Annotated in this window: 17 protein-coding genes; 9 read left to right on the top strand and 8 right to left on the bottom strand. The window is 62.7% G+C overall.

From position 1 onward, the window contains the following. Positions 1 to 96 precede the first annotated feature (96 nt). From nagZ to PLAV_RS15365, 4 genes are all read right to left on the bottom strand, one after another. Positions 97 to 1,110: a beta-N-acetylhexosaminidase gene (nagZ, locus tag PLAV_RS15380; protein ID WP_012111952.1), complete on the bottom strand. Its 1,014-nt coding sequence runs from the start codon at positions 1,108 to 1,110 to the stop codon at positions 97 to 99. After that, a complete protein-coding gene (locus PLAV_RS19090; RefSeq protein WP_012111951.1) occupies positions 1,107 to 1,937 on the bottom strand; it encodes an SPOR domain-containing protein in 831 nt (276 codons plus the stop codon). The genes nagZ and PLAV_RS19090 overlap by 4 nt, the downstream gene beginning before the upstream one ends. Next, complete coding sequence (gene argS / locus PLAV_RS15370) at positions 1,937 to 3,688, bottom strand: arginine--tRNA ligase (RefSeq protein WP_012111950.1); 1,752 nt, start codon at positions 3,686 to 3,688, stop codon at positions 1,937 to 1,939. The genes PLAV_RS19090 and argS overlap by 1 nt, the downstream gene beginning before the upstream one ends. 85 nt (positions 3,689 to 3,773) lie before the next feature. Next, the gene (locus PLAV_RS15365; protein WP_012111949.1) at positions 3,774 to 4,964 is read right to left on the bottom strand and encodes a deoxyguanosinetriphosphate triphosphohydrolase; all 1,191 of its coding nucleotides are present in this window, start codon (positions 4,962 to 4,964) and stop codon (positions 3,774 to 3,776) included. Positions 4,965 to 5,107: 143 nt separating this feature from the next. On the opposite strand from PLAV_RS15365, the gene erpA reads away from it, so the two are divergent. From erpA to blaOXA, 5 genes are all read left to right on the top strand, one after another. Beyond that, a complete protein-coding gene (gene erpA, locus PLAV_RS15360) occupies positions 5,108 to 5,458 on the top strand; it encodes an iron-sulfur cluster insertion protein ErpA (RefSeq protein WP_012111948.1) in 351 nt (116 codons plus the stop codon). Between the two features lie 109 nt (positions 5,459 to 5,567). Continuing rightward, positions 5,568 to 6,155: a PAS domain-containing protein gene (locus PLAV_RS15355; RefSeq protein ID WP_012111947.1), complete on the top strand. Its 588-nt coding sequence runs from the start codon at positions 5,568 to 5,570 to the stop codon at positions 6,153 to 6,155. Beyond that, on the top strand, positions 6,152 to 6,937 hold the full coding sequence (gene xth, locus PLAV_RS15350; RefSeq protein WP_012111946.1) for an exodeoxyribonuclease III: 786 nt from the start codon (positions 6,152 to 6,154) through the stop codon (positions 6,935 to 6,937). The genes PLAV_RS15355 and xth overlap by 4 nt, the downstream gene beginning before the upstream one ends. A gap of 290 nt (positions 6,938 to 7,227) precedes the next feature. Further along, the gene (locus PLAV_RS19425; RefSeq protein ID WP_012111945.1) at positions 7,228 to 7,638 is read left to right on the top strand and encodes a GFA family protein; all 411 of its coding nucleotides are present in this window, start codon (positions 7,228 to 7,230) and stop codon (positions 7,636 to 7,638) included. Between the two features lie 109 nt (positions 7,639 to 7,747). After that, on the top strand, positions 7,748 to 8,527 hold the full coding sequence (gene blaOXA / locus PLAV_RS15340; protein ID WP_041536797.1) for a class D beta-lactamase: 780 nt from the start codon (positions 7,748 to 7,750) through the stop codon (positions 8,525 to 8,527). Between the two features lie 9 nt (positions 8,528 to 8,536). Here the strand turns inward: blaOXA and PLAV_RS15335 are convergent, their stop codons facing one another. Beyond that, positions 8,537 to 9,439: an AraC family transcriptional regulator gene (locus tag PLAV_RS15335; protein WP_012111943.1), complete on the bottom strand. Its 903-nt coding sequence runs from the start codon at positions 9,437 to 9,439 to the stop codon at positions 8,537 to 8,539. Between the two features lie 225 nt (positions 9,440 to 9,664). On the opposite strand from PLAV_RS15335, the gene PLAV_RS15330 reads away from it, so the two are divergent. Continuing rightward, complete coding sequence (locus PLAV_RS15330; RefSeq protein ID WP_049767805.1) at positions 9,665 to 9,988, top strand: putative quinol monooxygenase; 324 nt, start codon at positions 9,665 to 9,667, stop codon at positions 9,986 to 9,988. Positions 9,989 to 9,990: 2 nt separating this feature from the next. Here PLAV_RS15330 and PLAV_RS15325 read toward each other — a convergent pair whose 3' ends face one another. Beyond that, positions 9,991 to 11,538 carry a M81 family metallopeptidase gene (locus tag PLAV_RS15325; RefSeq protein WP_012111941.1) on the bottom strand — a complete coding sequence of 516 codons (1,548 nt, stop codon included), beginning with the start codon at positions 11,536 to 11,538 and terminating at the stop codon, positions 9,991 to 9,993. 167 nt (positions 11,539 to 11,705) lie between these two features. Here PLAV_RS15325 and PLAV_RS15320 point away from each other — a divergent pair, with 167 nt between their 5' ends. Then, positions 11,706 to 12,089 (top strand): EthD domain-containing protein, encoded by a 384-nt coding sequence (locus PLAV_RS15320; RefSeq protein ID WP_012111940.1) that lies wholly within the window; start codon positions 11,706 to 11,708, stop codon positions 12,087 to 12,089. Positions 12,090 to 12,168: 79 nt separating this feature from the next. Here the strand turns inward: PLAV_RS15320 and PLAV_RS15315 are convergent, their stop codons facing one another. After that, a complete protein-coding gene (locus tag PLAV_RS15315; protein ID WP_168713209.1) occupies positions 12,169 to 12,924 on the bottom strand; it encodes a tetratricopeptide repeat protein in 756 nt (251 codons plus the stop codon). A 257-nt stretch (positions 12,925 to 13,181) separates the two neighbouring features. Next, positions 13,182 to 14,912: a dihydroxy-acid dehydratase gene (ilvD, locus tag PLAV_RS15310; RefSeq protein WP_012111938.1), complete on the bottom strand. Its 1,731-nt coding sequence runs from the start codon at positions 14,910 to 14,912 to the stop codon at positions 13,182 to 13,184. Positions 14,913 to 15,132: 220 nt separating this feature from the next. Here ilvD and PLAV_RS15305 point away from each other — a divergent pair, with 220 nt between their 5' ends. Next, the gene (locus PLAV_RS15305) at positions 15,133 to 16,218 is read left to right on the top strand and encodes a Zn-dependent alcohol dehydrogenase (RefSeq protein ID WP_012111937.1); all 1,086 of its coding nucleotides are present in this window, start codon (positions 15,133 to 15,135) and stop codon (positions 16,216 to 16,218) included. A gap of 168 nt (positions 16,219 to 16,386) precedes the next feature. Further along, positions 16,387 to 16,749 carry a DUF2852 domain-containing protein gene (locus tag PLAV_RS15300; protein ID WP_012111936.1) on the top strand — a complete coding sequence of 121 codons (363 nt, stop codon included), beginning with the start codon at positions 16,387 to 16,389 and terminating at the stop codon, positions 16,747 to 16,749. Positions 16,750 to 16,887 lie beyond the last annotated feature (138 nt).

The following is a 16,887-nucleotide window of genomic DNA, read 5'->3' as shown; positions in this document are numbered from 1 at the left end:
CGATCCGGTTTCCCCGCCGGATTGGGAGATTGGCCTTTATACCCCGCACCTTCCGGGGCGGGTACCCCGTTTCTCAGCTTATCCCCAGCGATCTCATCAGGCCGTTGCAAGCATTTCGCTGAACTTTGCATAAGCCGAATCGGCCTCGAACGGCCCAACGGGTGCCTTGCGGCAGGCCAAGGCGGCTTCGGAGCGTAAAAGCGCGGCACCGGACAGAAGCGGCACCTCGGCGGCCACGGCCTCCATTTCCGCCAAATGGCCGTTGCAATGAAGGGCGAGGTCACAGCCGGCCGCGAGGCTTGCCCTTGCCCGCTCGCCGAGCATGCCCTTGAGCGCCTCCATGGATAGATCGTCGGACATGAGGAGCCCGCCAAAGCCGATGACGCCGCGAACGATGTCGCGGATGATCCGGGCCGAGGTCGTGGCTGGATGCGCCGGATCGAGCGCCGTGTAGACGACATGCGCGGTCATGCCGAGCGGCATGTGGCGCAGCGCGCGGAAGGGCTCGAAATCCGTTCGCTCGAGCTCCTCTCTTGCCGCATCGACAACCGGCAGCGACTTGTGGCTGTCGACCCCGGCACGGCCATGCCCCGGAATGTGTTTCACGATCGGCAGCACGCCGCCGGCGAGCAAGCCTTCGGCGGCGGCGAGGCCAAGCGCTGCAACAGGACCGGGCGCTTGCGCATAGGCCCTGTCGCCAATGACATCGTGGGCTCCTGGCACAGGCACGTCGAGCACGGGCAGGCAGTTCGCGGTAATGCCGGCGGCATAAAGCTCAGCCGCGATCAAACGCGCGCCGAGCCATGCCGCTGAGCGGCCAGTCTCCGCATCGCGCTCATAGAGTTCGCCATATCGCCTGCCCGCCGGCCATGCGCGCCAATGAGGCGGCCGCAGGCGCTGAACGCGGCCGCCTTCCTGGTCGATCAGGACAAGTGCGTCATGGCCTGCGGCATCGCGCAATTCGTCGGTGAGGACCCGGACCTGCGCCGGGTCCGAAACATTGCGCGCAAAGAGAATGACCCCCCAAGGGCGAACGTCGCGGAAGAACGCTTTTTCAGTCTCGGCAAGAACCGTTCCCTGACAGCCATATATCGCCGCGCTGATACTCAACGCGGCCTCACAAAGCAGCCCTGCCCCCTTGCTTCGAGCTGGCCGCACAATGCGTCTGCTGCCGCCTTGTCCAGGTAACCCGCACGGAGGCGGTAATAGATGCCTTTATCGCCGAGATCGGCGCGCTGGATGTCTATGCCGAGCGAGCCCAGCAGGTCCGGATATTTTGCCTGCAGCTTGCCGAAGGAGTCGCGCGCCGCAGCTTCATCGCGAAACGCCGCAAGCTGCACGACATGCGCACCCGTGGCGGGGGCAGGCGCTGCTTGCTCTTGTTCGACAACAGGTGCCGGCGCTGCGACCGGTGCTTCCTCTTCTACAGGCGCCGCGTCCTCGACGCGTGCGCCGGACGCCTGCTCATCCATGGGCGCAAGAGGTGCGCTGTCGATCGCCTGAGCCATGCGGTCCAGCGCCTGCCGGTCGGCAGCGGGAACCTGCGGGTTTTCCACGACCAGAGGCTCCTCAGCCGGCGGGAGCAATTGTTCGCTGTCGCCCGCAACTGCCTTCTCGTCGCCCGCGATCCTGTTGTAGACGCCAGCATCCTGATGCGGAAATTTCTTGCCGCCGGGATTTTCAGGCACCTCCTTCGAGGGCTCGCCATCCGCGCGCAGAACGGGCGGCATACCCGTCAGCCCCTGATCGTTGCCCTGCTGATAAGCGAGGAACACCACGCCGGCGAAGACCGCCAGCAAGGCGATGACGCTGAGAAGCATGAGGCTGCGGCGATTGCCGCCCGCCGGCTCATCGTCGTCATAGCCTTCATAGTCCTCGATATCGGGATCGATGTCGTATTCCGGGTCTTCGTCCCAATCACCGTCCTTGTTGGACATCAACGCATCTCCTCGGTCGGTTCGACCCCCAGAATCGCCAAGCCTGCGGCTATCACATAGGCGGCGGAACGAATCAGCGCGAGCCTTGCAAGCGTAACATCCCGGTGGTCGGCGCGAATGAAGCGGAGCGAGTGATCGTCCTTGCCCTTGTTCCACAGACCGTGAAAGGCAGCAGCCAGATCGTCCAGATAGAAGGCGATACGGTGCGGCTCATGCGCCAGCGCTGCTTGCTCGACCAGGCGCGGGAAGCCCGCCATCAGCCTGACAAGCGCCATCTCCGCCTCATCGGTGAGAAGCGTGAAATCCGCATTGGCGAGCGCGCCATCGGAGAGATCGTAAGTGCCCTCCTCCGCCACATTGCGCAGTACCGAATGAATGCGCGCATTCGCGTATTGAACATAGAAAACCGGATTGTCGCGCGACTGCTCCATCACTTTCGCGAAGTCGAAATCGAGCGGCGCATCGTTCTTCCGCGTCAGCATCATGAAACGCACGACATCCTTGCCGACCTCGTCCACGACTTCGCGCAAGGTGACGAAATCGCCGGAGCGTTTCGACATCTTCACCGGCTCGCCATTGCGGAACAGGCGAACGAGCTGGCAGATCTTCACATCGAATTCGGCATTGCCATCCGTCACGCCCGCAATCGCCGCCCTCATGCGCTTGATATAGCCGGAGTGATCGGCACCCCAGACATCGATCAAGGTGCGGTAACCGCGGTTGTATTTGTCGAGATGGTAGGCGATGTCGGGCGCGAAATAGGTCCAGCTGCCGTCGGACTTCTTCAGCGCCCGGTCCGTATCGTCGCCAAACTCCGTCGACCGGAAAAGCGTTTGCGGCCGGGCTTCCCAATCGTCCGGCACCTCGCCCTTCGGCGGCTCAAGCTCGCCGATATAGATGAGGCCCTTGTCCTCCAGCACCTTCAGCGTCTGCTCGACGAAACCGGACCTGTGGAGCGCCAGCTCTGAAAAGAAGGTTTCATGGACAATGCCGAGCACGCCGAGATCGCCCCGGATCAGCTCCATCATTGCTTCTACGGCAGCTTCCCGAACGATGGAAAGCGCTTCCGGCTCGTCCTTTTCAAGCAAGCTCCTGCCATGCGCGGCGACGAGCGCCTGGCCGACCGGCTTCAGATAGCCGCCCGGATAGAGACCTTCTGGAATCTGACCGATGTCTTCGCCCAATGCTTCGCGATAACGCAGGAAGGCGCTGCGGGCGAGAACTTCGATCTGACCGCCGGCATCGTTGATGTAATATTCGCGGCAGACGCGGTACCCGACCTTCTCCAGAAGGTTGCAAAGCGCATCGCCAAAGACCGCGCCGCGCACATGACCGACATGCATTGGCCCCGTCGGATTGGCCGAGACATATTCCACATTGACCGCTTCGCCCGCACCGACATCGCTCGCGCCATATGCGGGCCCCGAGCGGAGGATTTCCGGAATGCGCGCCTGCCAGAAGGCTGGGTTGAGCCTGAGGTTGATGAAACCGGGACCGGCTACATCGACTTCGGTGACAGCTTCCTCGCCGCCGAGTTTGACTGCCAGCTGCTCCGCAAGTTCGCGCGGCTTCATGCCCGCAGGCTTTGCCAGCACCATGGCGGCATTGGTCGAAAGGTCGCCATGCGAGGGATCGCGCGGCGGCTCGACCGCGACGCGCGTCAGATCGAGGCCGGAGGGTAAAACGCCCTCCTCCTCAAGACTGCGCAATGCAGCCTCCACGCGACCTTCGAAAAACCGGAAAATATTCATTGTTGCCGTCACTTACCGTTCTGCGCGGGAATCTGCCGCGCGGCGCGCACTCTAGCCGCGCGCCCTCCGGGTTTCCAGCCCCGGTTCAAGCGCGGGGGTCGTGGAGGTCGAAGAGCCGTGCATGCTCCTCAATGGCGAATTTGTCGGTCATTCCGGCGATGAAATCGCAGACCCGCCGGGCCGTCTTGATGCCGCCGGGCCCGTCGCAGCCTGCCTGCCATTCCGGCGCCAACTGATCCGGCTCTCCATGGAGCAAGGAGAACAGGTCGCGGACGATCCGCTGCGCCTTGCTCATGGAACGGTTGACCCGGTAGTGCCGGTACATGCGCTCGAACAGGAACGCCTTGAGGGCCGCATTGTGCTCCGTCATTTCCGCCGTGAAGCCGACCAGCGGCCGGCTCATCGCGCGGACATCCGCCGCCGATCGGGGCCGGGCCTCGGCAAGGCGGCTTCTGGTCTCGCTGAGAAGGTCCTCGATCATCGTGCCTATAAGCTCGCGCACTGCCTCATGGATCACACGCGTGGTTTCGAGGCCTGGATAGCGATCCATCACGCGCTGAAACACATCGCCAACGAGCGGCAGAGCCATCAGGTCCTCGATGTCGAAAAGGCCGGCACGAAGCCCGTCATCGATGTCGTGGTTGTTGTAGGCAATGTCGTCGGCCAGCGCAGCGACCTGTGCTTCCGGGCCGGCATAGGTGGCCAGTTCGAGATCCTGCGTCTCCGCATATTCGGCAATGGCGCGTGGCAAATCCGCGATGCTGCGGCCCGGCGTCACCACCGGCCCATTGTGCTTCACGAGCCCTTCCAGCGTTTCCCAGGTGAGATTGAGACCATCGAAACGCGCATAGCGATGTTCGAGCTTGGTGACGATGCGAAGCGTCTGGGCGTTGTGATCGAAGCCGCCGAAGTCGCGCATGCAACTGTCCAGCGCGGTTTCGCCGGCATGGCCGAAGGGCGTGTGGCCCAGATCGTGCGCCAGCGCCAGCGTCTCCGAGAGGTCTTCATCGAGACCAAACACACGTGCGACGGACCGCGCGATTTGCGACACTTCGAGAGAGTGAGACAGGCGGGTCCGGTAATTGTCGCCTTCGTGATAGACGAAAACCTGCGTCTTGTATTTGAGGCGCCGGAAGGCGCCGGAATGAATGATCCTGTCGCGGTCCCGCTGAAAGGCCGTGCGGGTGGCGCTTTCCGGCTCCTGAAAGAGCCGTCCTCGCGTCTCCTCGGCTCGCGTGGCATAGGGCGCGGTCGCGGCGGGATTGGCTATCGGCACGGAAAAACCCTCGGCTTTCTAGGGAGTTAGCGGCAGCACGGCTGGATGACGGTTTGAAATGCAGCCCGGCACCCCTTACATATCTGCTAAGCTAAATCGGCTAGACTTGAAAGCTGAAAGGCCGGCTGCCGCAGGATTGGGATATGACGGATACCGCCACTATCGAACCGACGACCATTACCGTGACCGACAACGCCGCGAAACGGATCGCCCGCATCCTCGAGGGTGAAGGCGAAGGCGTGATGTTGCGCGTGGCTGTGCAAGGCGGCGGCTGCTCCGGTTTCCAATATGGCTTCACACTGGATGACCTGCAGAACGACGACGATCTGGTTATCGAAAAAAACGGCGTGAAGGTTCTGATCGATTCCGTCTCCGTCGAATATCTGGCCGGATCGGAAATCGACTTCGTGGACGACCTGATCGGTTCGGCATTCAAGATCAATAATCCCAATGCCACAGCAGCCTGCGGCTGCGGCACGTCGTTCTCCGTTTAGTCCGCTTATTCTTCCGCAAGAAGAACCCGATATTTTACTGGCTGCTCGCGCCGCGTATTCTTCCTTTCACGAGGTTGATTCTGCGAAACCGGGGGTGCAAGGACAGTAGATGAGTACGGGGTCAAGGGCTGAGGCCGGCAAGAAACTCGAGCAGTACTGGAATTCAATCGCGAGCGGAGATGGATCGATACCGCTTCGCAGTGCCTTCAAGCTGAGTTCTGCCACCGCACCGATCCTTCCTTACACAGTCATTTTCGAAGTGTGCGAGGGCGACCTCGTTTTCCGTCTCGCGGGGACCGGCATCGCCGCGCATCAAGGCATCGACATCACCGGCAGACGCTATGGCGAATTCGCTGCGCCCGATCAGGTTGTGCGTGCGATTGCGCGCGTGAAGGCGTGTCACGCGCTCCCCTGCGGTTTCGTATCGGTTCACCGCGAGGAATATGGACGCGGCGATGCCTCGGAGGTCGAAGTGACAGGTCTGCCTTTACGCGGCGATGAGGAAGGCGGAGAGATGATGGTGCTCGTTGTGACACCGATCGAACGCGGACTTTCGGCGCGGCGGGCGGAGCCGCTTTTCATGCGGCCGGCCTCGCGGATCGAATTTATCGACCTCGGTTCGGGCACGCCGGACGATGCTGCTATCATCGCCACCCTGCAGAAACAGCAGCCGCACAGAACCGAAGGCGCGCCATGAAGATCGCAAGTTTCAACGTCAACTCCATCAAGGCCCGCCTGACCAACCTCACCGACTGGCTGAAGGAGGCGGAGCCCGACATCGTCTGCCTGCAGGAACTGAAATGCATCGACGAAAACTTTCCGCATGGGCCTATCGAGGAGCTTGGCTACAACGTCGCCGTCAACGGACAGAAGACCTATAACGGCGTTGCCATTCTTTCCAAGCATCCGCTCGAGGATGTGAGCCGCGGCCTGCCGGGCAATGACGGCGACGACCATGCCCGCTATATCGAGGCCGTGGTGAGCGCGAATGGAAGCGTTGTGCGCGTGGCATCGATCTATCTGCCGAACGGCAACCCCGTGGATACGGACAAGTTCACCTACAAGCTGGGCTGGATGGACCGCCTGATCGATCATGCCCGCGAATTGCTTTCCTATGAAGAGCCACTGGTGCTGGCGGGGGACTACAATGTTATTCCGACAATCGACGATGTGCACAACCCGGCGGCATGGGTAAACGACGCCCTTTTCCGGCCGGAAACGCGTGCGAAGTTCCGTGAGCTGATTAATCTGGGTCTCACCGATGCCTTCCGCGCATGCCACCGCGAGGCGCACAGGTATACGTTCTGGGACTATCAGGCGGGCGCCTGGGCGAAGGATAACGGCATCCGCATCGACCATCTTCTCCTGTCGCCGCAGGCCGCCGACCTGCTGAAGGCAAGCGATATAGACCGCGCCGTGCGAGGCCGCGAAAAGCCCTCGGACCACGTGCCGATATGGGTGGAACTCGACCTCGGCTGAGACTTGTCCTCCCCGCGAAAACGAGGGGCAACGGGACCGACCGTCATCGAACTGTCATCAAACTGTCATGATATATTTTCTGGCTCTCCCGGCGCACTTGTCTCCCCGCACTCATGCGAATTTATCCCCGCCGGAATCAGCGTGTGCATGACAGGAAAGCCAGCCGGAAACAAATCGGTGCGTAAAAATTTCTGTCTTCGGAGATGAGATTTTTTATCCCCGATTTTGTCCATGCCCGCGTTACCCTCTCGCGAACCGGAAATGCTTTCCAATTGGCAGGAGGCCCCGCTATGTCCGATTTCCCACTTAAAGGCGGCTGCTTCTGCGGCGCGGTACGCTATGAAGTGTCCGGCTATGAGAGCTGCGCCCATTGCCACTGCCGGATGTGTCAAAAGGCGGCCGGCTCGCCGGTGGTGACCTGGGTCATGATCGTGGGCGACCATTTCCGCATCGTCGAAGGCGCCCTCAAAATTCGCAAATCGTCAGACATCGCCGAACGCGGCTTTTGCGAAGAATGCGGTACACAGATCACTTTCCAGTATGAAAAGGAAAAAGGAAAAAGCATCGACGTGACCGCGGCATCCCTGGACGACCCCGAAGCCGTCGAGCCGGCCTCTCAGATATGGACGGCGTCGCGGCCCTCCTGGATGCATGGCTTCGATGCGACTCTGCCCGAAGAAGAAGACCCCAACGCCGGTTGATCCCGGCACCATTCCAGCCGCCATGCGGCCCCAATATCACCATGAATCACAGGCAGAAATCGTCCCGGCAGCGGTATTCATGAAAGGGCCTGGAATGGGTTTGGCTTTGTTGCGGGCGGGACTCGCCGCCACTCTTCTTTTTGCCGTTGCCGGAAATGCGGCGGCAGGCGAACGCACCGATCTCGAAACGCTGTTCGAGGCCGAGGGCGTGAACGGCACTTTCGTTCTTTTCGATGTGGAGAAGGATGAACTCACGGCGGTCGATGCCGAACGCGCGGAACGGCGCTTTCCACCCGCTTCGACCTTCAAGATCGCCAACAGCCTGATCGCGCTTGAAACCGGCGCCGTGGCGGACGTGGACGAGGTGCTGCCCTATGGCGGCAAGCCGCAACCCTTCAAGCAATGGGAGCGGGACATGAGCCTGAGGAAGGCCATCGCCGTTTCAAACGTGCCGGTCTATCAGGAAGTCGCGCGGCGGATCGGCCTTGAGCGCATGAAAGAGATGCTGTCAAAGCTCGATTACGGAAACCGCGATCCGGGAACGGTCGTCGACCGCTTCTGGCTCGATGGGCCGCTTGAGATCAGCGCCAACGAACAGGCGCGCTTCGTCACGGCGCTTGCGACGAACACGTTGCCGCTGTCGAACCGCAGCCAGGAAATGGTGCGCGAGATATTGCTGATGGAAGAGATCGGCGGCGCGAAGCTCTACGGCAAGACCGGCTGGCTCTTCCACGACGACGAAGTGGATATCGGCTGGTTCGTGGGCTGGGTGGAGCGCGAGGGAAAGATTTACAGCTTCGCGCTCAACATCGACATGGATGATAAGGAACAGGTCGGTTTGCGCGTGCCGCTGGCGAAGAAGCTGCTGCGGGAACTGGATGTGCTCTGACGGCTTCGTTCAAACTGCAGCGCTTGCTTCCGGCGCGGCGCGGAGGCGCTCGGCATCGCGGATGGGCGGGGCGCCGAAAAGGCGGTTGTACTCGCGGCTGAATTGCGACGGGCTGTCATAGCCGACGCGATGCGCGGCTGTCGCCGCATCGACGGCCTCGCCGACGATCAGGCGGCGCGCTTCCTGCAGCCTGATCTGCTTCTGATATTGCAGCGGGCTCATGGCGGTGACGGCCTTGAAATGTTCATGCAGCGAGGACGGGCTCATGCGCGCCTCCGCCGCGACCGTCTCGATGCGGAAGGGCCGCGCATAATTCTGCTTGATCCAGGAGATGGCGCGGTTGACCTGATTGAACTTGCTGTCGGCAAGCGCGATCTGGCGGAGACGGATCGCCTGGTCGCCGATGAGGAGCCGGTAATGGATCTCGCGCTCGATGAGCGGCGCAAGGATCGGCGCGCTGGCCGGGTCATCGAGAAGACGGACAAGCCGGATCGCCGCATCGAGCAGCGGTTCGGTGAGCGGGCTCATGAGAATGCCGGAGCCGGGTGCGTCGCTCGCTTTTCCGTTACCATCCATTTCGAGCATGAGGGCCGCGAGCGCCGCCGGCGACAGGTCGAGGCGCATGCCGAGATAGGGCTTCTCCGGGCTCGCCTCCATCACGCAGCCGACGACCGGGAGGTCAGCCGAGACGAGAAGGTAGTGCGACGGCTCGTAGGAATAGAGGCGGTCGCCCAGGATCATCTGTTTGCGGCCCTGCGCCGCGATGCAGAGCGCGGGCTCCTGGAGAATATGCATCGGGTCGGTCGGCTTCTCCATGCGGGCGAGATGAAGCCGGGGCAGCGCCGTCGGTGCGGAACCATGCTCCGGCGCGTATCGATCAATCAATGAAGCCAGTTCGGAAAGCCTGTCCATTGTCGTCGGCCTCGTGTTTATGTGTAAAAACAGCGGGTTGCCACCCTGCCGATTGACTTCAATATACGCCGCTTTTGCCACCCCGTCCCGCCCAGCAGGCCAATGGCGGAGGATTGTGCAAGAACCGCCGAGTTCCGGTCTATCCGCTATGGCGACCCGTCCTGCATATTAGCCTCAACAGGCCGACGCATCCCCGCGCGCCTGTCCGACCCCGAGGATCATGCCATGATCGAAATCACGAACATTTCCTTCGTTCGCGCGCTTCCCGGCAAGACGCTTGCTCTCGGCCGCGAACTTTGCACCCTCATCCAGCCGACCCGCACCGAGCCGGGCTGCCTCTGCTTCGAGATCCATCAGTCGCATGACGACGCCGACATCTGGTTCATCTATGAAAGCTGGCGCTCGGAAGAAGATTTCGACGCGCATTTCGAAACCGCGCATATGACTGCCTTCGGCAAGGCGGCGAATGCGCTCGTCGAAGGCGAACTGGCTCTTCATCACTTCTCGCGCTACTCGGCGCAGGAAACGCTGGAACTCTCCGTCGCCTAACGCTATGCGCCGAATGCCTTGCCCATCGGCATGACGCGAATGCCCTTGCGGAGTTTCGTGTAGGGAAGCTTCGCCAGGTCCGCGATGTTCGGACCCGGGCTTTCGACGACGAGAACTTCCTTTGCCATCGGCCCGAAATCCGCGCGGAAGTGGACGGAGCTTTTGACGACGAGGATGCCGAGCTCCGTTGGCTCGATGCCGGTGTGGCGGAGCATCTCGCGGTCGGCGCATTGCCCCTTGCGCGAGGCGACAACGACTTCGACACCGCCTGTGCGCAGACGGACCGTGGTGCCGAGCGACATGCGCGAGCCGCCATAGAAGGGGCCGGTGGCGAGAAACTCGCCATCGGTGACGCGCACGACTTCAAACTCATGTTCGATGGGCTTTTCCTCCGGCGCGCCACCCGTCTTCGCGCCGAGGCGGAGAGAAAGACGCGCGCCCTCGCCCGCCGCCGCTGCCTCCGCGGTACTCTCGGGATCGAACAACACGCCGAGCGCGGCCGATTGCGCATCCTGCGCGATCAGCTCGGCGAGGATGCCCACGGTGTCTCCATTACCGCCAGCGCCGGGATTGTCCTGCGTGTCGGCCAGGATGACCGGGCCCTTGCCCGGCTCGGCATTTGCGATGGCATAAGCGACGCCGTCGCGCGCGCTCCAGAGCTTTTCACTGAAATCCTTTTCGCAGGCGACGATCTCACCCGCGATGCGCGCGACCGCTTCTTCCGCCGCCGCTTCCGTATCGGCATAGGCGATGACGGCAGGGCCGCAGCCGGGAATGTCCGCAGGCGCGAAACCGCCACAGAATGAAACGCTGCTGACGCGGCCATTGCCGATGGTCTTGCCGTCAAGCGCGGCAACTTCCGCATAAATATGCGCCGAGGGCTCGGTGAGCGTGCATTGCGCGGTGAGCGGCATCAGGAAATCGAGCTTGCGCATGGCCTTTGCCTGATGCGGCAGGCCGGCGAACATCGCATCGAGATGGGCCGCGGCGCGCGCGCCGGTCTCCGCCATATCGACATGCGGATAGGTGCGGTAGGCGATCAGCGCATCGGAAAAGCCGACCATCTCCTCCGTCACATTGGCATGGAGATCGAGGCTGGCGACAACCGGGACGCCCTCGCCAACCGCCTCGCGCACACGGCGCAGCAACTCGCCCTCGCCGTCGTCGAAATGCTCCGTCACCATGGCGCCGTGGAGATCGAGATAGACGGCATCGAGCGGCCCGGCCGATTTCAGCTCTTCGATCATCATGGCGGCGATGCGCTCGAACGCATCTTCGGTGACTTGCGCGGAAGGCGTGGCCGAGCACCAGACGAGCGGCACGAGCCGGTGGCCGGATGCGCTTGCCGCGTCGATGAAGCCGGCGACCGGCACATTCATGCCGGTGAACGCGGAGAGAAGCGCCTCACCGCGCTGCAAGGCCGGCCATGAATCAGCCTGTGCGAAGGCGGCATAGTCGGCCTTTGACGGCGCGAAAGTGTTGGTCTCGTGCTGGAAGCCGCCGACGGCGATGCGCATTCCGGTTTGCTCCATCTTTATTTTTGTCGTCATGCCCGGGCTTGACCCGGGCATCCAGGGTTATCGAGCAAGACCGATAATGACAGTATGCAGTAAGATTTGCTCGGGTCGCGACCGCAAGTTGGGCGGCAACCCGGAGATTCCTAGCACTGGATTGCCGGGTCAAGCCCGGCAATGACAGGAAAGAAAAACGGGACACCATGATCAAGCTCACCTTCTGCCTGACCCGCCTGCCCAGGCTCTCGCTCGCCGAATTTCAGGATTACTGGCGGAACAAGCACGCGCCGCTGGTAAAGAGCCACCGCGAGGCGCTGCGGATCAGGCGTTATGTTCAGCTTCATTCATGGGAAGAAAGTTTGAGCGACGGCATCCGCGAGGCGCGGGGCGGCGGGCTCGACAAGGCGCCCGCGATCTATGACGGCGTGGCGCAGCTCTGGTGGGAAAGCGCCGAGGACCTCGCCGCCGCGCTCGCCTCGCCCGAAGGCGTCGATGCCGGGCGGCAGCTTTACGAAGACGAGGCGAAATTCATCGACTTCACGAAGTCGCCGCTCTGGTGGGGCGAGGAGAAGGTGGTGTTCGGGTAGGGAACTCAAATGCCATCATTTCCCAACCTCCCCCTGAGGGAGGGTGGAAGAATAGGTACAAAAACGAAGGTTTGCGGCCTCACGCCCCGCCATGGGCGGAGACCCAGGTGTCGGCCATGTCGCGGGCGCTGTCTTTTTCGCCGCGCTTCATCCAGCCATCGTATTTCTCCATCAGCGCGTCGGCTTCGGCGCCCTGTTCCGGCGTGCCGAAGCGTTTGCCGAGGAGGAGATAGCTCCAGCCTTCGACACGATCTCGCTCCACGCCCTCGCCTTCCATGTAGACGCGGCCGAGTTCGGTGAGGGCGGGACCGTAACGCTTCTTTGCGGAGAGGAGGAGCCAGCGCAGGCTTTCCGTGCGGTCGACCGGCGTGCCCCAGCCCCGGCGATGCATGATGCCGAGATAATATTGCGCATCGGCCCGGGGCGCGAGGGAGGCAGCCTCGAAGGAGCGCAGCGCCTGCTCGTAATTGCGCTTCAGCCCGATGGCCTCATTGCCGCTGAGATAGATGACGCCGAGGCGGACGGCGGCTTCCGGCTGGCCGCCGCGCACGGCGAGCAGGTAATATTCATAGGCTTTCGCATCCGACTGCGCGACGCCGCCGGCACCCTTGTCGTAGAGATTGGCGAGGAGCCAGGCAGCGCCCGTGTGCCCGCCTTCAGCCGCTTCCTTCCACTCATCCACCGCACCCTCGGCATTGCCCGAGCGATAAGCCGCGACGCCACGATCGAACGCAGCCTGCGTTTCCGGCAGCGGATCGGCAAAGACGCCGCCCGCCAGCGTGAAGCTGAGGCCAAGCGCGGCGGCAAGTGCGGCGAGACTTTTACGGGCGGTCATGAGCACCTCGGGAGAACCACAGGATTGGCCAGTGTGCCGGAAAAAGAGGGCGGCGTCATGGCCGGAGGCAATAACGCCCATTTCCAGCGTCCTGCCACCCTCCCCTTGGGGGAGGGTCGAAATTTGAGGCGCGCCAGCGGCACAAATTTCGGGGCGGGGTAAGCCGCAAGGCAGAGCCCCCGCCCTGAAAAATTCTTCGCTTCGCTCGAATTTTGTCGACCCGCCCCTAAGGGGCGGGTGGAAATCAAAGTATCCGCTCAGATATCCGCATAGACATGTTTCTCCGCCTTGCCGCCCGGATGGGTGACGGCGCCCTTGCGGGCGGTGCCGACGAGCTGCGCGTATTTCCACAGCGCGCCGGAGGCGTACATGGTCTCCCGGGGCTTCCAGTTCGCGCGGCGCTTTTCGAGCACGGCTTCGTCGACTTCGAGATCGATGGTGCCGTTCTCCGCGTCGATGGTGATGATGTCGCCATCCTCGATCAGCGCGATGGGGCCGCCGACGGCGGCTTCCGGGCCGACATGGCCGATGCAGAAACCGCGCGTGCCGCCGGAGAAGCGGCCATCGGTGATGAGCGCGACCTTGTCGCCCATGCCCTGGCCGTAAAGCGCGGCGGTGGTGGAGAGCATTTCGCGCATGCCGGGGCCACCCTTCGGTCCCTCGTAGCGGATGACGAGAACCTCACCTTCCTTGTACTGACGTTTGTCGACCGCCTCGAAGCATTCCTCTTCGCTGTCGAAGCAACGCGCCGGACCGGAGAAACGGAGATGATCCTTCTCCATGCCCGCGACCTTGACGATGGCGCCATCCGGCGCGAGCGAGCCCTGCAACCCGACAACGCCGCCGGTGGGCGAGAGCGGATTGGACAGCGGATAGACGACCTTCTGGTCCGGGTTGAACTTCACGTCCTTGAGGTTGTCTGCGAGCGACTGGCCGGTGACGGTGAGGCAATCGCCGTGGAGATAGCCGCCATCGAGCAGCACCTTGAGGACCATCGAAACGCCGCCCGCCTCGTGAAGATCCTTCGCGACGTAATTGCCGCCGGGCTTCAGGTCGGTGATGTAGGGCGTCTTCTTGAAGATTTCGGCGACTTCCATCAGGTCGAAATCGATGCCCGCTTCATGCGCGATGGCCGGGAGATGAAGCCCGCCATTGGTCGAACCGCCCGTCGCCGCGACGATGACGGCGGCATTCTCGAGCGCCTTGCGCGTGACGATGTCGCGCGGCCGGATGTTGTTGGCGAGGAGGTGCATGACGGCGCGGCCCGAGGCTTCCGCATATTCGTCGCGGCTCTCATAAGGCGCAGGCGCGCCCGCCGAACCCGGCAGCGCGAGGCCCATGGCTTCCGAAACGCAGGCCATGGTGTTGGCCGTGAACTGGCCGCCGCAGGCGCCGGCGGAGGGACAGGCGACGCATTCGAGCGCATGCAGCTCTTCGTCTTCCATGTTGCCCGCCGAGTGCTGGCCGACCGCCTCGAAGACGTCGACCACGGTGACGTCCTTGCCCTTGAAATGGCCCGGCAGGATCGAGCCGCCATACATGAAGACGGAGGGGACGTTGAGACGAACCATCGACATCATCATGCCCGGCAGCGACTTGTCGCAGCCGGCAAGGCCGACCAGCGCGTCGTAGCAATGACCGCGCATGGTGAGCTCGACCGAATCCGCGATCACGTCGCGGCTGGCGAGCGAGGATTTCATGCCCTGGTGGCCCATGGCGATGCCGTCCGTCACCGTGATGGTGCAGAATTCGCGGGGCGTGCCGGCGGCGGCCTTGACACCCTTCTTCACCGACTGCGCCTGACGCATCAACGCGATGTTGCAGGGAGCCGCCTCGTTCCAGCAGGTCGCCACGCCGACGAAGGGCTGATTGATCTCTTCCTCGGTGAGGCCCATCGCATAGTAGTAGGACCGGTGCGGCGCGCGCTCCGGCCCGACCGTGACGTGGCGGCTCGGCAGTTTCGATTTGTCGAATGTCTTGGCGTCCATGTGACTCGCGCACCCCTTTGCAGGGGGCGCCTCCGGCTTCTCGGGATGAAAGTTGGCCGGATACTAGGGGGAAGGCCGCCGGGGATAAAGCCCCAAAGCCGCCACGTTTTCGCGAGGGATTCTCGAAATCGCCTTGTTGACCGGGGCGGCGCGGCGGGGGAACATCGCGGCCAACCGGAATTCACCGAACCACATAATCCGGACACAGGGAGAAATTGCCATGAAAGCCGCCGTTCTGCGCCAGGTGGGCCAGCCGCTCGCCATCGAAGATGTGAAAATCAACAAGCCGGGGCCCCATGAAGTGCTGATCCGCACCGTGGCGGCGGGCGTCTGCCATTCGGACCTCCATTTCGTGGAAGGCTCCTACCCCTACCCGCTCCCCGCCGTGCTCGGCCATGAGAGCGCCGGCGTCGTGGAGCAGGTGGGCTCGGAAGTCCGCACGGTCAAGCCGGGCGACCACGTCATCACCTGCCTCTCCGCCTTTTGCGGCCATTGCGAACATTGCCTGACCGGCCACCTGTCGCGCTGCGTGAGCCCGGAGACGAAACGGCAGGCGGAAGAAGAACCCCGCCTCGGCGCCGTGCCCGGCGCGATGAACCAGTTCCTCAATCTCTCCTCCTTCGCCGAGCAAATGCTGATCCATGAACATGCCTGCGTGGCGATCCGCAAGGACATGCCGCTCGACCGCGCGGCGCTGATCGGCTGTTCGGTGACGACGGGCGTGGGCGCCGTCATCCATACGTCGAATGTGCGGCCGGGCGAGACCGTGGCCGTGCTCGGCTGCGGCGGCGTCGGCCTGGCCTGCATCAACGGTGCGGCCATTGCAGGCGCGGGCCGCATCATCGCCATCGACACGCAAGGCTCGAAGCTGAACCTTGCGAAGGAATTCGGCGCGACGGATGTCGTGAACGCGAAGGATGGCGACCCGGTGAAGCAGGTCATGGACCTCACCAATGGCGGCGTGCATCACTCCTTCGAGGCGATCGGCCTCAAGGCGACGACGGAACAGGCGTTCAGGATGCTGGCGCGCGGCGGCACGGCGAATGTCATCGGCATGATCCCCGTCGGCGTTCACATCGAATTGCACGGCGCCGACTTCCTCGGCGAGAAGCGCATCCAGGGCTCGACCATGGGCTCGAACCGCTTCCCCGTCGACATGCCGCGCTTCGTCGATTTCTACATGTCGGACAAGCTGAAGCTCGACCAGATGATCTCGCGCCGCATCAAGCTCGACCAGGTGAACGAAGCCTTCGACGAACTGAAGCGCGGCGAACTGGCCCGCTCTGTCATCATGTTCGACGCATAAGCAGCAATTCGCGGACTAGGAAAAGGCGGCCTGCGGGCCGCCTTTTTTTCGTTTGGCAGAAAGCCATGCGGCTTTGGCGGAAAATCGGCGTGCGGCGCCTTGACGCAGGGGACGGCAATATCCACCTGTCATCTGTGTTCAATTCGGAACCCACTGGAGGACCCCTCGATGCCCACCGCCGCAATGCTGGACGACCTGCCGAAAGGCGCATGGATTGCCATGATGGTGATCGGCTTCATCGTCTTCTGGCCGATCGGGCTCGCCCTTCTCTTCTACATGATCTGGAGCGGAAAAATGCAGGGATGGAAACGCGACGGCATGCGCGGCTGCGCATCGAACTATCGCCGTCATCGCCGGTCGAGCGGCAACACCGCCTTCGACAGCTACCGGGACGACATGCTGAAAAAGCTGGAAGAAGAGCAGAAGGCTTTCGGCGACTTCATGGAGCGCCTGCGCCGCGCGAAGGATCAGCAGGAGTTCGATCAGTTCATGAACGAACGCCGCACGCAGGGCGACGCGCCCGCCGCCTGAAATTCAGTATGCGAGTTAAGAAAGGCGGTTCCCGAGGGAACCGCCTTTATTTTTTGATTCGATTGAGAATGAAATCTCCGATCCGCAGGAACCCACTGACTCTTCCGGGCGTTTTCGTCACAGTTGCTCCGCCAGAAG

The sequence above is a fragment of the Parvibaculum lavamentivorans DS-1 genome, assembly GCF_000017565.1.
Classification (GTDB): domain Bacteria; phylum Pseudomonadota; class Alphaproteobacteria; order Parvibaculales; family Parvibaculaceae; genus Parvibaculum; species Parvibaculum lavamentivorans.
Note: the sequence above shows the minus strand (reverse complement) of the source record. Positions and strands in the feature narration are given on the sequence as shown.

Coding starts and splice junctions, on each gene's coding strand:
- PLAV_RS15325 (WP_012111941.1), bottom strand. CDS start 11,538: ATGACGACAAAAATAAAGATGGAGCAAACCGGAATGCGCATCGCCGTC.
- argS (WP_012111950.1), bottom strand. CDS start 3,688: ATGAATATTTTCCGGTTTTTCGAAGGTCGCGTGGAGGCTGCATTGCGC.
- PLAV_RS15335 (WP_012111943.1), bottom strand. CDS start 9,439: ATGGACAGGCTTTCCGAACTGGCTTCATTGATTGATCGATACGCGCCG.
- ilvD (WP_012111938.1), bottom strand. CDS start 14,912: ATGGACGCCAAGACATTCGACAAATCGAAACTGCCGAGCCGCCACGTC.
- PLAV_RS15300 (WP_012111936.1), top strand. CDS start 16,387: ATGCCCACCGCCGCAATGCTGGACGACCTGCCGAAAGGCGCATGGATT.
- PLAV_RS15355 (WP_012111947.1), top strand. CDS start 5,568: ATGAGTACGGGGTCAAGGGCTGAGGCCGGCAAGAAACTCGAGCAGTAC.
- PLAV_RS15315 (WP_168713209.1), bottom strand. CDS start 12,924: ATGACCGCCCGTAAAAGTCTCGCCGCACTTGCCGCCGCGCTTGGCCTC.
- PLAV_RS15305 (WP_012111937.1), top strand. CDS start 15,133: ATGAAAGCCGCCGTTCTGCGCCAGGTGGGCCAGCCGCTCGCCATCGAA.
- erpA (WP_012111948.1), top strand. CDS start 5,108: ATGACGGATACCGCCACTATCGAACCGACGACCATTACCGTGACCGAC.
- PLAV_RS15330 (WP_049767805.1), top strand. CDS start 9,665: ATGATCGAAATCACGAACATTTCCTTCGTTCGCGCGCTTCCCGGCAAG.
- PLAV_RS19090 (WP_012111951.1), bottom strand. CDS start 1,937: ATGTCCAACAAGGACGGTGATTGGGACGAAGACCCGGAATACGACATC.
- PLAV_RS19425 (WP_012111945.1), top strand. CDS start 7,228: ATGTCCGATTTCCCACTTAAAGGCGGCTGCTTCTGCGGCGCGGTACGC.
- PLAV_RS15320 (WP_012111940.1), top strand. CDS start 11,706: ATGATCAAGCTCACCTTCTGCCTGACCCGCCTGCCCAGGCTCTCGCTC.
- xth (WP_012111946.1), top strand. CDS start 6,152: ATGAAGATCGCAAGTTTCAACGTCAACTCCATCAAGGCCCGCCTGACC.